General features: G+C 37.0%; 10 protein-coding genes. 1 reads left to right on the top strand and 9 read right to left on the bottom strand.

Annotated features, from left to right (window positions below):
• Window positions 1-4: 4 nt before the first annotated feature.
• From B9A52_RS17295 to B9A52_RS17320, 6 genes are all read right to left on the bottom strand, one after another.
• Window positions 5-2,647 (bottom strand): GH116 family glycosyl-hydrolase, encoded by a 2,643-nt coding sequence (locus tag B9A52_RS17295; RefSeq protein ID WP_084121659.1) that lies wholly within the window; start codon window positions 2,645-2,647, stop codon window positions 5-7.
• Between the two features lie 25 nt (window positions 2,648-2,672).
• Complete coding sequence (locus B9A52_RS17300) at window positions 2,673-4,298, bottom strand: sulfatase family protein (RefSeq protein ID WP_084121660.1); 1,626 nt, start codon at window positions 4,296-4,298, stop codon at window positions 2,673-2,675.
• Between the two features lie 54 nt (window positions 4,299-4,352).
• Window positions 4,353-7,022 carry a glycoside hydrolase family protein gene (locus B9A52_RS17305; protein WP_084121661.1) on the bottom strand — a complete coding sequence of 890 codons (2,670 nt, stop codon included), beginning with the start codon at window positions 7,020-7,022 and terminating at the stop codon, window positions 4,353-4,355.
• A gap of 4 nt (window positions 7,023-7,026) precedes the next feature.
• Window positions 7,027-8,310 (bottom strand): DUF6786 family protein, encoded by a 1,284-nt coding sequence (locus B9A52_RS17310; protein ID WP_084121662.1) that lies wholly within the window; start codon window positions 8,308-8,310, stop codon window positions 7,027-7,029.
• A gap of 81 nt (window positions 8,311-8,391) precedes the next feature.
• Entirely contained in the window at window positions 8,392-9,912 is a 1,521-nt protein-coding gene (locus B9A52_RS17315; protein ID WP_084121663.1) for a RagB/SusD family nutrient uptake outer membrane protein, read from the bottom strand.
• 11 nt (window positions 9,913-9,923) lie between these two features.
• A complete protein-coding gene (locus tag B9A52_RS17320; RefSeq protein WP_084121664.1) occupies window positions 9,924-13,079 on the bottom strand; it encodes a SusC/RagA family TonB-linked outer membrane protein in 3,156 nt (1,051 codons plus the stop codon).
• Between the two features lie 214 nt (window positions 13,080-13,293).
• Between B9A52_RS17320 and B9A52_RS17325 the strand changes: the two genes are divergently transcribed.
• Window positions 13,294-14,166: an AraC family transcriptional regulator gene (locus B9A52_RS17325; RefSeq protein ID WP_084121665.1), complete on the top strand. Its 873-nt coding sequence runs from the start codon at window positions 13,294-13,296 to the stop codon at window positions 14,164-14,166.
• 894 nt (window positions 14,167-15,060) lie between these two features.
• Here B9A52_RS17325 and B9A52_RS17335 read toward each other — a convergent pair.
• The 3 genes from B9A52_RS17335 to B9A52_RS17345 all read right to left on the bottom strand — a co-directional run bounded on the left by B9A52_RS17335 (window position 15,061) and on the right by B9A52_RS17345 (window position 17,150).
• Window positions 15,061-15,474, bottom strand: coding sequence for a DUF6508 domain-containing protein (locus B9A52_RS17335; RefSeq protein WP_157370204.1), 414 nt, complete (start codon window positions 15,472-15,474; stop codon window positions 15,061-15,063).
• A gap of 84 nt (window positions 15,475-15,558) precedes the next feature.
• A complete protein-coding gene (locus B9A52_RS17340) occupies window positions 15,559-15,927 on the bottom strand; it encodes a hypothetical protein (RefSeq protein WP_084121668.1) in 369 nt (122 codons plus the stop codon).
• Window positions 15,928-16,091: 164 nt separating this feature from the next.
• Window positions 16,092-17,150, bottom strand: coding sequence for a DUF932 domain-containing protein (locus B9A52_RS17345; RefSeq protein WP_084121669.1), 1,059 nt, complete (start codon window positions 17,148-17,150; stop codon window positions 16,092-16,094).
• Between the last annotated feature and the right edge of the window lie 6 nt (window positions 17,151-17,156).

A 17,156-nucleotide genomic window follows, 5' to 3' on the forward strand; every position in this document is an offset into this window, starting at 1 on the left:
CCATTTAATTTTTTGAAACAGAAAATGTATAATCTTCTCCTTCTTTTATACTTATTTTCTTTTTGAATTTAATGGTTCCAAATCCATTTAATTTAAAAGAACTCAATTCTAAATCACCTTTTTTCGAAGTCAAGGTCACAGCTTTAGAAGCTCCAGATTCGCTGATTTTAATGGTCCCAAATCCATAACCATTTGACCAAAAAAACGATCCTGAATTCGGATTGAAATTCATTGTTTTGGTCACAGCGGAATATTGAAACCCTGTATAGGCGAGAATGCCTGCCCATGCTGACATAGCTCTTGAATAACGGTGTCCATATTCTCCTTCATTAAAGGGATTTCTTTTATAGCCATCATACCTATTTCTAACATTTTCAAATATTTTTATTCCCGCATCGATTTGTCCTTCATAGATCATATGTGCAGCTGTACTATATTCAAAACCTGTCATTACTTCCGTATAATATGGAAATGGAAAATCCAATAAATCCCCTTTAGGATAACTGGCCATGATTAATCCCGATTCATCACCCAATGCGAAACTTCTAAATGTATTAAAATGATCATTAAAATCTGTAACGTAGTTATAATTCATTATAGACTTCAGGGTTGTTTGAACATTATCTTTATCCAATACATAGCCTAACCCCGCAGTATGTGCTAAATATTGGCCTACTAACTGATCCACCAAACAGCCTTTTCCAAGCTGGGCAACCTTGCTTTCGCCCTCTGGAATATGATGTTCATAATAATCACCGTTAAATAAATTTTCATCAATCCAAGAACTACCTTTTAGAAATAAGGATCTACATTCTTGTGCAAAGGCTTTATCACCTAAATGTATTGCCATTTCCTCTGAAGCTCTTAAAGCCCCTAAATACCAGCCAGCCATTTGGGGATTTGGCCCAACATAATTTATATCCATAGTATTGTGTTGAACCCCTTCCATGACGCCATCTTTGTCAATATCCCAAACCCCACCATTCCAGGCAAAAGACATAGCCTTTTTAATATTCGGCCACATTTCCTTTAATTTGGCATCATCACCTGATAATTGCCAATCTCGATAAACTTTTATCAATGTGCCCATTTGTCCATCAGCAGCCCAGCGTTTAAAATCAGTTCCCTTTTCTATAGGCAGGGCAACTCTGTGGCTTTGACCGCCATTTTCATTTACGGCATGCAAAAATTCAACTTCCCGAAATTTCATCGAAAGGTCCCCAAATAGAAAAGGAATTGTTGATTCATAATTCCACACATGAGTGCAGGTTCCAAAGCCCCAACCAGATGCTTTTTCTGCACCTATTTTTGTACCTTTTATGCTACCTGTACCTTCAAAACCGAAAGGAAGACCATCTTCAGTTCTAAATACAGTCTGACTTCTGAGGTTATTTAAATTAAAGAGTCCAGCTTCTACTAGTATTTCTGGGAGATCACTGTTAACCAAACTTTCAACAAAATCAATGGTTCCCTCTTCTAATTCTTCAAAATTGGTTTTCATTGTTTTCGCAACATCCCAAGCATCTGAATATTGAGTGGTATAATAATTTCCGACAATATCTTCTCCACCATATTGCCCTGAATGATGCGTTCCATGATCCCAAGCCCTTCGGTTGGGAAAATGCCAGGTAATCATGAATGTTATAGATTTAGAATCTCCGGGTTGGATTAAATGCTTTACTGCTAAAGTCGCAGGAGGTGTTTTTATTTTTTCCTTTTCATTTTCAGAACGTTCCTCTAAAAATGCAACATCTTTGTCCGTCATTTCGACAACATTACGATCAGGATGATCTGTAAGTTTACCATCATGAATAAAATCATCCCAAAACTCTCGAAAAGTCCAGTTCCAACCCAATTTAGCCCATGAAGTTCTATAGCTCACATCACCATCTGATGTTGTTGTAAGGGCCATTGTACCCCAATTGACATCCTTCTTGTCCACTTTTTCCGAATACATGAATAATCCTTTAATATCATCAGAATCTCTGTATTCATTGTAATTCCCCTCAGGTGTTCCAGACCAGCCATCTATTCCAATATAATTAGGAATCATCCCAACGATTGATGTTTCAATAGGGCTATCTGTGTTATTGGTTAATACATATCTTAAAACTGCAACAGGGATTCCGCTTTGATCAGCATCCCCAACTATTAAAGGATTAAAAGCCTCCAAGCGGACATCAAGAGGCACTTTCCGGTGTTCAAAATTAATTTGAGCCAAAGGATATGCTGCGGCAAAAGTTGTCTTTTCAAACCGAGGAAAACCAGAGTTTACAGCATCAGCTCCCCAATCCCCATAATATTCATCTTGTGACACGGGGCCTTCCAAAACTTTAATTTCAGGATCTTTCCCTTGCTCTTTGTAATAAATAGCAAAAAATGGCCCATTGGCAATTGTGGGTTGAACCAGTTTGAATGCAGGTATATATCCCAAGGCCCCACGGTTCATAATTTCCCAATCCCTTAAATCTCCAGTGCCACCTAAAGAAATTGTTCCTGTCCCAATACCACCCAGTGGCATGGCTACCTCTTTTAAATATTTATCCTGATAAGTTTTTAGAATTGGCCAATCTTTATTCCATTCTTGAGCGATTACGTTGGAAGCACATAGTGAGCAGGCTAGTATTAATAATATTGATTTATTCATGACATTAAGTTTTCTCTATTGTTATTCACAAATTTAATTTCTCTTTATAAAACTCTAATTCTTCCGATTCTTGACTATTCAATGGTTTATTAGAATTTGATAACTTATCAAATCGTTTTCTCTGAAAATCCAACATTTCTGTTAGCATTTCTTTTTCTACTTTTCTGGCATATTCACTATTGGGATATTGAGTAATATCAATTAATTCCAGATAAGTAGATCCTGTTGGACGGCTGTTTTTACCTTTAATGCCATAATCTCCGATATCATCTCTTGCCATCTGTGCCATATTTTTAAGTTCTTGTACAATTTCAGGAAATTCACTGGCAAGGTTTTTTGTTTCTTCAATATCTGTCTCAAGATTAAACAATAAATCTTCATTCAAGATGCCTGCATTATTTGTATGCCAACCTGCACATTCACCATACCTCCCAGGTCTTATTTCAGGTCTGGCAAAATGTAATTTCCATTTACCAGACCTCACGGCCTGCAACCAGGTGCCTGCATAATGATAATATACATCATGTGGCTTTTTTTCATTTTTTTGATCCAAAATATAAGGGAGTAAATTTTTTCCATCTATTACCCTGTCATCAGGCATAGATGCACCAGCAGCGGCTGCAATAGTAGGAGCCATATCGATAACTCCAGTTATTTCGGAGTAAACCAAACCTGCAGGTAAAGTATTTTTCCATTTCATAATCATTGGTACACGAACACCGCCTTCCCATGTGGTTATTTTACTACCCCGGAGTTCGCCGGCACTTCCCGACTGCTCTCCAAATCCTGCCCATGGGCCGTTATCCGATGCAAATATTATTAACGTGTTTTCTTCTATACCTTCAGCTTTTAATTTTTCGACTATCCTGCCTACATTCCAATCTATTTCTTCAATGGCATCTGCATAAAGCCCATGACCGCTCTTCCCTCTGAAATTTTCCCCAGGATAAACTGGTACATGTGGCATTGTATAGGCCAGATATAAAAAGAATGGATTTTGCTTATTTCTATCAATAAATGAAAGACTTTCTTCGGTGAAATCATGTGTCATTCGCGAATGATCAGGTCGCATTGTTAAAAGTGAGTCGTTGCGATAAAATGGTACAGAAAAATTTTCAAATTTTTGTGTGCCGTTTACTAAGCGTATTCCATAAAAATAATCAAATCCTTGTTGATTGGGAGCAAAAACATCCTCATCACCCAGATGCCACTTTCCAATACATGCTGTACTGTAATTTTTAGTCTTTAGAATTTCAGCAATGGTGATTTCATCAGGATTCAATCCAAAAGGTGAACCCCAAAGATGCACGTCCGGAAAACCTGCTCTTGGCGCATAACAACCTGTAAGGAATGCTGCTCTTGTGGGGGAGCATATTGGATGGACATAAAAATCAGTAAATCGAACACCTTCCTTCGCTAAATTATCAATATTCGGAGTTTCTATGGTCTCAGAACCAAAGCTTCCTAAATCTCCATATCCTTGATCATCTGTAAGGATAAAAATTATATTTGGTCCTATTGGTTCCTTGGAGTCTTTAGATTTGCAAGAAACCATTATTATAAAAATAAATATAGTTCTTAAAATTTTAGAGATGATAGAATCCATTTTCATTATTTGAGAAGATTTTGAAGTCGGTTTTGATGAATTCATAATTCGATATATATAGTTTTCATCACCTATATCTTCACGATTTCCCTTTCGCCTTTAGAAGGAAAACTCATCGCCTTGTACAGTTAACGGGATTTCTAAACCGGAATCATTAAAGATAATTCCATCCTTACTTCCATTGATTTTTAGTTGATAAATTGACTGTTTTAGTCCCTTTACAATTAAATTGGTAGAATAGACCTTATTCCATGGTTCGGTCAAATCCGCTAATGAATTATTAAGGGTAAGATGTATTTCATCTCCAATCAATTCTGCCTTTTCAACCTGTATTCCATCAACACCTACATAAATTTCATTTTCAAAATCTATATAAACACCTCCTAGGGCTCTTCCAGCCTCTGCTAGCCCTGTAAAAATACCAGATCCTTCACCCCAACTAGGATGGGTTCGCATTGCGGATTGTGGATGCGCCTCATGGTCTATGTTTTCCGGTCCAAGTCCAAAGGGATAAATATTGGTGTGGCGGTAAATATTATTTGATTTATGTCTTGGATGATTTATTAGTACCACTGATGAGCGAGCTGCGGCTACCCCTCTTTCTACCAAGTCCTGACGCCCCAAAGTTTTCCCATACCAAATAAATGGTCTGACCATTTCAGCCTGCCTTGCATCTAAGAAAGTAGCATTGTCTGCATTATCCACCCCAAAGCCTCCAAAGGGAAAAGCGGTATATATATAATGCGGCTCCCAACATGCCTGTGTAAATGTGACGTAATCCACACATTGTTCCCCCATATCAAGTATATGTTGATCTTGAGTAGCACGATAAAGGGCAGCAAACCCTTCAATTGCCCAAAATAAGGAAAGATTACCTCTTGCAACCTGATTTTGCCACCGATCTCTTTCAAATTCGAAAGGACGGTGTCCACAGGAAAAAAATTGTTCCATATCCACCCATTTTTGCTCGGGCAAAATTTCCTTTTCTAAAAATTTAGCAATCTGCTTTGCTCCATCCAAATAGTCATCATTACCCGTTGCCACGTACATTTCAGCTAAAAACCACATACTGGAAGCAGATTGAGCGCTATAATGCAAAATAGGGGAAGCTATTCCATCTCTCTGATCTACATAAGAAGGCACAGCTCCTCTCTCGTCTATATTTTTTACTAGCCAATTACTATAAGGGGTAAGGTAATCTATTATCCTTTTATCTTTCTCACATCGCAAATGGTAATCTACAAGATGAGCCGCTGTTTTGCTCATTGTGGAAACATCATAAGAATCACTTTCCTTAAGAAAAAATATATTTTTATTGTTCACTGGGTCAGTAAAACCCAGCCCCCATTTTTTGTCATTGGCAGAATAAAGCAAAGCAAAAAGACCATTTTCATTTCTTGGAGCAGACAAGGACCAATTGATAATGTTACGTCCTTTCTCAATCAAATCCGGGCGTCCCAGTTCATTTCCCCAATACCAAAAACCTTGAGCCTCTCTGGCATTGTTCCAAAATGCGGAATTGTGAAGAACATCATTCCACCATTCGATTGCTGAGCGATAACCTCCCATTTTCACTCCATTTTCTTCCCATTCCAGCCAAGAACCTGTATTTTCATAGCCATCTAGTGGTGTGTCAATACTTATATTTTCATAATGAATCGGATTGAAAGTAATTGAATCTATTATGTTGAAATATTCTTTAAAGGGCATAGCCAGATGAGGCCGATTATCAAAAACAGGTTTCCCGAATTTTTCCCATTGGTGCCTTGGTATTCTTTGGAATCCCTTATTTTCGGGGGCATCAGAACTTACAAAAAGATCGAATTCATATTGTAATTCATTAGAATCCAATGTCCGAATCATGCTTGAATCATTAACCCTTTGATAACGGATATGATGTGCAATAACATTATCCATGTAGCCGAAAGTCATAACGGGCTTATTTGTAAGTCCAGTCATGATATTCAGATCCAGACCGGTAGGCATCGTATATTTATCGTCCTCTATGGGAATGGAGAAACGATTTGTTGGAATGTCACTTGTTCTTCGTGCATCGGGTGAAATGATTTGATGTTTATTTATAGCATTCAAATCAGGAACTATAGCAGCAAAGAGACCTCCTTCTTGAACAATAATTGCAGGTGCGTGATATGCCCTATCTCCTATAATTTGATCTTTTCCAGGTAAAAGTTTAAACCTATTTTGTTTAGAATCATCATTATCGAATTTTAAACCTGGTGTATGAACAAATTCAGGTGCATGGTCAATATTAAATGTGAAGGATGTTAAGGCATAATCTAATTTTGCCGGGGAACCTTCAAGATTTAATTTTACGGAAAAATGAAAAAAATCATTTTCTTCTGATAATGTAATTACCTGTTCAATTGGAACACTACCCTTTTGTCCCATTAAAGTGACTTTTGCTTGAGACTTACTTTCCTCTAAAAAAATACTATTTAAGTTTGAATTACTCAAATATCTAAAATCCACCAAATCCTGATTAAACAATTGAACTGCATCTTTTGGAAATTCTTTGGGAGGTATAAAACCTGAAACTACTTCTTTCCACTCATTCTTTTTTTTTGCAAAAAATGTTTGAGAAACAAGTCCATCCTTTTTTTCAAAAATTGCCTTTACTTTAGAATTATTTATTTCAATTCGATTTTCGCTCTGTTTTATTTGAATTGAGGAGTCATTTTGTTGGCAACCCCAAACAATTAGGGTAAAAAAAAACAATGCCAAATTTCTCTTTGCTGATGCTAATAACATATGTCTATTCTTTTAAAGCTGATTTAATTTCATCCAAAGTTATTCCTAGCGTTTTTTTTGAAATGTTGTCTAATGCCTCAAAATTCCCCTCAAAATGAAATGTATATTGAATATGAGTTAATTCCTCTCCAATCTTCAATTCTGCTGCTGGTGAAGAAGTTTCCAGTTCATAAAATGGTCCTAAGGGAGCTGCTCCTGGTTCAGGAGGACCGTCGTTATAAGAGTTTATAACATCACCATTAAATGGGTCGGTTTGGATTTCCCATTTGGAGTTGACATATAATTTTTCTTCTGTTGGTTTATTGAATTTAATTAATGTTAAACTGTTTTCGAGTGAGTCATAACTACCAAAAATATCTTTAGCCCGGGAGGAGGAAACCCCAATCTTACCTCTTTCATTGCCATCTGCTTTAAAGAAAATCGCTTTTTCAGTAACTCTTAATCGTTTTGAAGAAATTTTTCCAAAATAATCATCATTGACAACTGGGCCGAATTGAGAAGAACTCCCTTCAATGTAAGGAATTACAATGGTTGTATTGGGAGAAGGATTCATCATTCCCAAAATCCAAATGGATAATAATCCTCCACTTTTTTCCCAAGTTTTATTCCCGATGTTTTTTAAAGTATTTTCAGTTTTGTATCCAACAGCTTTTACTTTTTCATTTAGATTCACATTCAATAATTTACTTATTTCAGATTGAGATAAAATACTGATTTTTCTCTCAATATTTAAATCAAAAGTGAATCCAGAATAATTCTTTAAAGAAGCAGATTTGGAAAATAATGCATGGGAATTAGACCTTTCAATGAGATCAAAAGGTTCCAGATCAATAAGCCGTGGAGTAATCCAGTTATCCAACGTGAATTCATCTCCTTTTTTAAAGAAAATTGAATATTGACCTCCTTCAGGCCCAAACCAAATTCTTTCTTCTCCACCATAAGCATTGATATGTATAGATGTATCACCAGACGTGAATAGGGTTTTATTGATCCAGCCGTAACTTTTTCCAGACCAACCATTTGCCGAACTTGTCATGACCCTTGCCTGAAGTCCAGGAGAAACAATTATTTTCCCGTCTCCTGAATCATCTTCCAATAAAACTAATTCCAAATATTTCTCCAGGAAATCAAAATCCTTTTGAAAGGTTTGATTTTCCGGAGAATTATTAAATGATTCAAGTTGAGGATCTGATTTTTTTTTTGTACATGCCCAACCAAAAAATAATCCTGCAATAATTATTATTAGCACTTTTATTTTTGGTACTCTGGTAAGTCCTCTCATTTTCATTTTTCCTTAAATTCTTTTAATTTCTGGTTATTGACCTAAAACTAAGCTTGAAACTTTTGTTTTCCACTTACTAATTTGGAATCAATTATAACCCGGGTTTTGTGTAACCACTCCATTTGAGACATCAATTTCTGTTTGCGGAATAGGATAAATCAATTGAAAATCCCGAACTGTCGGGACTCCAACATATTCAGAAGCCAAATGATCATTAAGAATATTAAGTGCTTCAGAGCTTGGCAATCTTTTCAAGTCAAATAATCGATGACCTTCAAATACTAGTTCTCTTCTTCTTTCTAGCATCACTTTCTCTAGAAAAGTGCCTGTGTCCGTTTGATCAATATCAACACTTGCATCAGGTAGGCTTGGATTTTTTCCAAATGCTCTCCTTCTAACCTGGTTAATCAATTCATAAGAAGCTGCACTCTCTCCATCTGCCTCTGCTTTCATTAACAACAAATCAGCATACCTTAGAATAATTAAATTAATATTACTACCATTACCGGCAGCATCTAGGTCCAAAAATTTACTGATATACTGATCCAAATTACCATTATTATCATATGTCGTAAAAGATGCGGAAGCTCTTAGATCTCCCTCCTCAAATATTGTTTGGACATCTTTTGTTGGAAAGGTTGGTAATCTTCCTGCAAACCCTCCTGCCACTATACCTAATCTTGCTGCCTCACTTGCGGGAATAAACAAATTATTCATTGTTAAACCAATTTGGTTATCGGGATTAAAATTTACCTCAAAGATCGATTCCGGTAAATTATTGTTACCTGGAGCATGTAAATCCTCATAATTTGGCATTAAATCAAACCTATTTATGACATTGTTTAACGCTGCAGAGGCTTCACTTTTATTTCCCATTTGCAAATGCACCTTACCTAAAAGAGTATATGCTGCCAGGCTCGTAGCTCTTCCAATTTCATTCAATTGGCCACCAGAATAATTTTCTGGGAGTGAATTGACTGCATCATTTAAGTCAGAAAGGATTAATGAATAAACTTCATTCACAGGACTTCTTGGTAAAGTAGCGTTATCAAAATCATTTGTTGCTTGAGTTCTCAATGGAACTTCACCAAACATATTCACCAAGATAAAATAGGACATTGCTCTTAAAAACTTCGCTTCACCTATTGATCTATTGATTAATTCTTCCTGAGCAGAAGTCTCAAATGGAACCTCCGGTGCCCTTTGAATAACATTATTTGCATTATTGATTAAAACGTAATTTTGTGTCCAAACATTTACCAACAAAAGATTCCCAGGTGTTTCTTCAAACGTATCTGTTTCAACCCTTTCCCTTTGATCTAACTGATCTTGACCGGCATTGTCAGTCCTAGCTTCTATTAAATTAAAATAATTGAAGTTGCCAAAAATTCCCCTTTGCTGGGTATAAACACCATTTACTGCAAAAACCAACTCAGTTGAATTAGAAAAGAAAGATTCCGCATCAATTGCATCCTTTGGGGGAACGTCAATAAAATCGTCGCAAGAAACTAAAATTACAGACATAAGTAATATCAATACATTCCGTAAGCTATGAGCTCTGAAAATTTCAAATTTCCAAGAAGCTCTTATTATATTATTATCCATCATTTTTTCTTTTTTTAAAAGGTTACATTAATACCAAGGGTCCAAGTTCGAGGTAAAGGCAGGCCTGGAGGGCTGTTTAAGCCTAATTCTCTTCCATCAGTTACTGAAGCAATTTGTGACCCTCCAATTAAAGCTGGACCTCCTGCAGAGGCTCTTCTAGCCTCAGGATTACCTCCTATGAAATTAGTGAATGTATATAGGTTTTCAATGGATGTGAAAATTCTGGCCCTTGATAAACCCAATCTTTTATAAAATTCAACAGGAAGATTGTAATTAAGAGTTACGTTTCTTATTCTAAAAAAGTCTGTTCTCTGTACACCTAGACTTGATACTGTTCCAAGCGAAGAATCGAAACCGTTTGCTGCTGGGGTTTTTCCGTCTCCCGGCTGTTGTTCTGATATATACCGACCTTCATACCAAAACGCATGTGAAAGGTTAGTTTGTCTAAATGCTGCGCCTACTTGAATCAGGAAAAAATCATAAACAGAAGCACCGGATTGACCATTGAATAGGGCAGAGAATTCCCAATTTTTATATTTCAAGCTTGAATTAATGCCATAAATTAAATCAATATTGGTGTCGCCTATCAATTGGCCATCAGGACCCAGAAAATTACTTATTGTTCCATCACCATTTACATCTTCATAAATGAGTGCTCCTGGAGTTTGCAACGGTTGACCTGTTTGATCATCTCCATCTCTAGCTATTCCTATCACCTTGGGTCCCCGCATTTGTTGTAAGGGACCACCTACAACTCTTCTTAGAGCGCCAAAGAAATTCTGAATTTCCGTTTCTCCACCTAATTCCAAAATTTCCTGATTATTAGTTGTTAGATTACCTCCAAGATTCCATTCCCAGTCACCTTTGTTTATGATCTGAGCATTTACTGCAAATTCAAAACCCTTATTTCTCATACTTCCAATGTTGGTCAGAAATTGAGAGTAGCCCGAAGAAGGCACAATTCCTTTTGTAAGTAAAAGACTAGTAGTTTCATTGTTAAAATAGTCAATAACCAAGAAAACTTTATTTTTAAATAAATTCAAATCCAACCCAATATTTAATTGTTCTGAGGTCTCCCATGTTAAATTAGGATTACCTGGGTTTCCTAAAAATGTCCCGAAGGTATTGGTATTACCAAACGATTGTCTAGTGGTACCTAGTGTTGCCCTAGAGGCGTAGGGAGGAATTGCGTTGCTTCCAGTCGATCCATAAGAAACTCGGAATTTACCATCATCAATCAATTCGAGGTTTTTCATAAAAGCCTCTTCTGTAAATCTCCATCCAAGAGCAAAAGAACCGAAAGTTTGATATCTGTTATTTTGACCAAAAACAGAGCTTCCATCTGTTCTAACAGTTCCGGTAATTAAATACTTATCTTTGAAACTATAGTTTATCCTTCCCAGATAAGAAACTATCGAACTTTCCTCGGTACTGTTTGTACCAACAAGGTTATCCGCATTCCCAATATTAACATTGCGGACCCCAGGTACTTGCAATTCGTTCACACTTGCACCTACAGAGTTAAATTGAAACTTTTGAAGCGTAAATCCTCCAAGAAGGTCAAATGAATGTTCATTTATTTGTTTTCTATAACTAATGGTGTTTTCATTTAACCAATCTATAGACAAAGATTGACCTGTATTGAATAAAGATACAGGGGAGAGTTGAATAGGTACCGTTTGACCAATAGTTGGTAGATAGTAAGTTTCGCTTCTATCACTTCCTATATTTGTTGATATATTTGAATTAATATTTAAACCTTCAGCTATCTCATAATTAATATCTAATCCACCCAAAAATCTAAAAAGAGTTGCATTAAAGTCGTAGTTTTGTGCTGTTTCGAGTGGATTACCTACTGGAAGCGAACCTGGTAAATCCGAGTTCATAGAATATGTTCCGTTTTCTCTTCTAACAGGCAGAATTGGAGCTAAAAGGATAGATTGAGCATATAGTGAAGACCAATCTACTGCATCCGTTGCAGGACTGTTTCTTCCAATTGTCGTAATATTTGGCGCAAGATTAATTCCTATTGTCAACTTGTTTGAAGGCATATAATTGATTTTCGCCCTAGCAGAATATTTTTTTTGTCCTTCGCCAATTACGACTCCTTGTTGATTAATATAGTTACCAGAAAATAGATAATTTACCTTATCTGAACCTCCCGATGCTGATAAAACATAATTTTGGAAGGATGCAGACTGAAAAATTAAATCCTGCCAATCAGTGTCTGTTACTCCATCCCAATTATTTGCAATGAAATCCGGAACTACCCCATTATTTTTCTCCTTATGGAATTGCACATATTCCTCAGCATTTAAAACCTTGAATCGTGAGTAGTTTGGTACAGTTGCAACACCTGAGGTTACTGTAAGATCCAAAGTTGAAGCGCCTGATTTTCCGGATTTTGTTGTAATGATAATGACCCCATTGGCTCCTCTCGACCCATAAATGGCAGTAGAAGAAGCATCCTTTAAAATTTCCACAGAGGCGATATCTGTAGGGTTGATGGATTGAGCATTCCTTTGATCTGTGGGAAAGCCATCAACCACCCATAATGGTTCTGTTCCAGCCGTTATCGAACCCAAACCTCTTATTGATACTGTAGCTAGTTCTCCGGGAGAAGATGATCTTTGAGCAATGTTAAGGCCTGGAACAAGCCCTTGTAATCCTTCCTGAATACTAGTGATGGGGCGGAGGTCGATTTCTTCAGATCTGACTGAAGCAATTGAACCAGTTATATCTCTTCTTTTTTGAGTTCCATATCCCACTACAACAAATTCATCCAATTCCGAATCTTCAGACTCCAATTGAATGTTAAAACTGCTTTGAAGTCCAACTGCTATTTTTTGGGATTTATATCCCAAATACGAAATAACCAAAACAGTTTCACCTTGAGGAATAGAAAGCCTAAATTTTCCATCAAAGTCAGTTGTGGTTCCAATTGTAGTTCCTTCAACTAAAATTGTTACTCCAAAGAGAGGCTCATTGATTTCATTTACAATTTGGCCAGTAATTATCCTATCTTGATCTGGCACCTGATCCGGAAGGTAAGAAGGTGGATTTTCCAAAGCCATGACGTGGCTTAAAAAAGAAATTTGTAAGACCAATAATCCTATTGAGAGGATCAGCCAATTTCTTTTATTAATGATTTTTAACTTGGTTGGATTCATTTGGGGTTTATTTAGGATTTATTTTAAAATGACTATAATCAAGAGTGATTTCAATGAATAAATTATGATCAAATCTAGTGGGATCGAAATCAAAGAGCCACCAATTAGCTTACAAAATGTGATACAAATTTTGCCCTATTATGAAAAAAATTAGGAATAATGTGGATTTTGAATTTATTTTGAAATAGTAGAGGGAATTAAACAAGTAATTTACATGAAACTTCATTTTATAGACAGGAGTAATTTAGAGGCAAATTCCTTTACTATTAAGCATAATGTTTATCCCAATTTTTTAAAAATCTGGCACTATCATCCTGAATTAGAATTAGTCTTTATATTAAAGAGTACGGGGACAAGATTTATTGGAGATAGTATTGAAAAATTTAAAGAGGGAGAAGTTGTTTTAATTGGAGAAAATCTTCCGCATATGTGGTTGAATGAAAAAAAATATTTCGAAGAAAATTCCGATTTGTTTGCTGAAGCTATAGCATTTCATTTCAAAAAAGATTTTTTAGGTTCTGAAATTTTCAAAGCTCCAGAATTTAAGGATATCAATCTATTAATTGAGAACGCTAAATTTGGATTAAAATTTAAAAAAGTCAATCCCGAAATTAAAAGTAGAATGCAAAAACTTTCTCAGCTTGGTGGTTTCAAAAGGCTATTGGAATTTTTACAAATTTTAAGTGATTTATCACAACACAAAGAAATTAAATTTTTATCTAGCACCGGATTTTTGAATACCTTTAAAAAAACCGGCAATGAAACTTTGGACAATACTTATGCATATATATTCAAAAACTTCACAAATCAAATAACATTAGATGATGTTGCTACTATTGCAAAAATGAATGCATCTTCTTTTAGTCGATTTTTTAAACGAGTTAATAGGAAAAGTTTTAATGAATACTTAAATGAAATAAGAATTGGATATGCATGTAAACTATTAACAGAACACCAATACAATATTACTACAATTTGTTACGAATCTGGATTTAACAATATTTCCAACTTCAATAGACAGTTTAAAAAAATTACGGGGAAATCCCCAAGTAATTTTTTAAAAAATCATCTCATAGATACTAATTGAATTTGAATCAAAAACTAGATTTACGGAATGAATGTCACCCTGAGAGTTATTTTAAGCTTGACGTTTCTATTACCTGGGTACTGGGACTTCATGCCAACTTTTCAACACCAGTTTTTTAAACGCTTCACTCCCAATGGTCCAAAAGAACAGTTTTTAAAAAAACGATTACCCGAATGTTGTACCTTCGGATACCTAAGTTCTTATCCTCTGGATTACCTACAAAATCTCAGCGGTACATACGCTGAACTCAGTGCTACAATAGAACAGCATTCAGATTCTTCAATTTGTTAATCTCCACAAATAAAAAATTGGGATTACCACTAACCATAGGTTTAATAGCTCTAACATTCACTTTATCTTTTGCTACAAAGTAGGTGAAAGTTTTTCTACCACACAGCTTTCTCTTACGTTGTCAGGTTTGTAATTGATAGATGGCCTGAGCTTTGTTTTTTTTTGTTCTCATTTAGCTTTGGGCATTATAGCGGCTGTAGTTGACTTGCTTAGTATAATGACTGCGAGAAGCACAAGGATGTGTAAGAAAACCACAAACTGGGGTACTTTTAACGCTGCCATTTAATCGCGCACTTTTGTTTCCTCTCAATCGTTTGAACTCAAGTATAAGCTTACCAAAGGAGGATGCCACACAAATGAATGCCAAAGTCAGGGAAACGATTATCCAGCCATTAACCGGGATGAGGTTTACAAAGAAATTTTCGAGCAGCCTGAGAATTTTAAAAAGTATCAGGGGTAAAAATCATATTTGTTTTCCTCAAAGCCTCTTGCCGAAAATCCCTTCCAATTCCTCCATTACTAACCCGATTTTCCGGCAAGTGGCTGCACAATCACCTTGACCATAATGCCTGTTCCGAAGTATGAGGAAGTGGCAGGAGGCTTCTACAATCCCGTCAGCATTTTCAGCACCATACCATTTTTAATGGAATCATCCAGAAATCCGTTGTTGGCTTTTTCCATATACATGATCACGCTCAACAATTTGAGGATTTTGAAAGGGCTGATATCCGGCATTTTCCTAATGCCCTGCACGATTTCCAATCCTTCGGTCCATTCCTCCCAGGCAAAATCTATCATCAGACCAGAATACATCAAGTGTTTCTTAAGTTCCTGCCCTACAATATCAAAATCCATATAGCGCTTTCTTGCTTCCTCTGTCAGGGTAACAGGAACGGCTTTTTTCACCCTTTGGAATTCTTCTTCCATTGGGGGAATAAAAGTCCTTAAAGTTGAAAGGGCATTTTTTCCTTTTTCGGATCCAAGATAACTTTCAAAGTTCTCAATGGGGGTATGCACAGGTTTCATCACCTTCCAAGATATCCCAAAATTCCGGTTTCCTCAAAGCCTCTTGCCGAAAATACCTTTGACCGAAAAGGGATTTTACGGCAAGTGGCTGAACCGTAGGCCTGTCCATGCTGCCTGTTCCGAAGAATGAGGAAGTGGCAGGATGTCCTCCTTCAATCCATTGTAAACCAATTCTGATTGAGAGGCTTTTCTTTGCCTTTCCTTTTTTTCAAAATATTTGTTACCATAATATAGACCAAGTGTCACAATACCTCCCAATAGTATCAGAAATGCCAACAGGCTGAAAATCCATTCTATAAAAGTGATGAACACCCCTCTTTCATAGGACCTGAAATGCTGCAGTCCGCCTAAGCCCCGTCTGTAAAACCTTCTTCTGGAAATCACATACCTGATGGCCAATCCTATTACCACCATCAACCATCCAAACAATTTAAAATCTTCCATAAACCGGCCTATCAGTGGCTGCGCGCGCAGCCTGTTTAAAACTAATTTCTTATTAATTTAATAATTTCTTCAAAACCCTCAAAGTTTTAAATTAAAAAAAACGATTTAAAAAAGGGGAGGGGGAGGCCCTCCCTTTTCTAAATTTGCATTTTCCGATCATTCCTTCAATTCAGGACCAAAGCATCTGAACCTGATTTTGCAAAGGCTTCACAGAGATCAAAGGCTTTCTGTGATCTTACCTGTCCCGTGCCTCCAAGTAAAAGGGATTTAAGTTTGGACTCTCCGTCCCTGTACTTCCTGATATTCTGGTAATAACCCGTAACCGCATTGTATGCCCCGAAAACCGTTCCTTTGGTGGTTTCTGCCTGTTGGCTGGGATTGGAAAAGGCATATTCATAAACCTCATTACAGGTATTTTTGAACAGGGTCGAGAGTTCATCATCATTTCCTGCCTTTAGGTTCCCAAGGGTTTCCCTGTTGGGACACATGGCAAGCTGAATGAGTTTTTTTACTTCAGGATCGCTGATCCTGACTTTTGCCCACCTGTTGAAAATCCCTTCCAACTGGTCAGAGAAAATATTGCTCATGCCCATGACCCTATGGGCCGTTTCAAGCCTTTCCTTTGCGCCTGAGGTGTGGCGGATCCTTATGGCGTTGCTTTTGTTTTTCAGCGCAGCGTTCAGGGTATTGTTGCAGACTATCCTGATGGGGGTAAATGCTGCGGTGATGCTCCCGCTACCATCGTGGCTGGTGGTCAGGAAAAGGTATTTTTCAATGATATCATCAGTGCCCACACGGATGTAATCGGGAAGTTTGGCAGTGATGAAAATCCTTTCCCCATTGCCGAGCGCTCCCGCTGTTTCATAGAGTATGCCCTCACCGCCCACAATACTGTCAAAGAATGCAAATGCATCGGTATTCTGTACCACCTGATAATCCTTTCCAACTACGCCCAATACTGCATGGCTGTCCATGCGCATGGTTGCAAAGTGGGTATGGATTAGGATATCTTTTTCCTGTGGGATGCCCTCTGATTCCTGTGGGACTGGTCCTGTGAACAAAGGTGTTTTTGCCACCTCAAAATCAAGTCCTGCAAACTGAATGGCCTCTTTGCTGGTGGGGTAGTCCGAAACTACCTGTCCGAGTCCGTGCCATGCTTTTTCCTTTACCGAAAAGAAACTGTGTTTGCCTGTGATATGGTCTTTATGAATGTTATGTGCCATGATTTT

This window comes from Aquiflexum balticum DSM 16537 (assembly GCF_900176595.1).
GTDB classification, from domain to species: Bacteria; Bacteroidota; Bacteroidia; order Cytophagales; family Cyclobacteriaceae; genus Aquiflexum; species Aquiflexum balticum.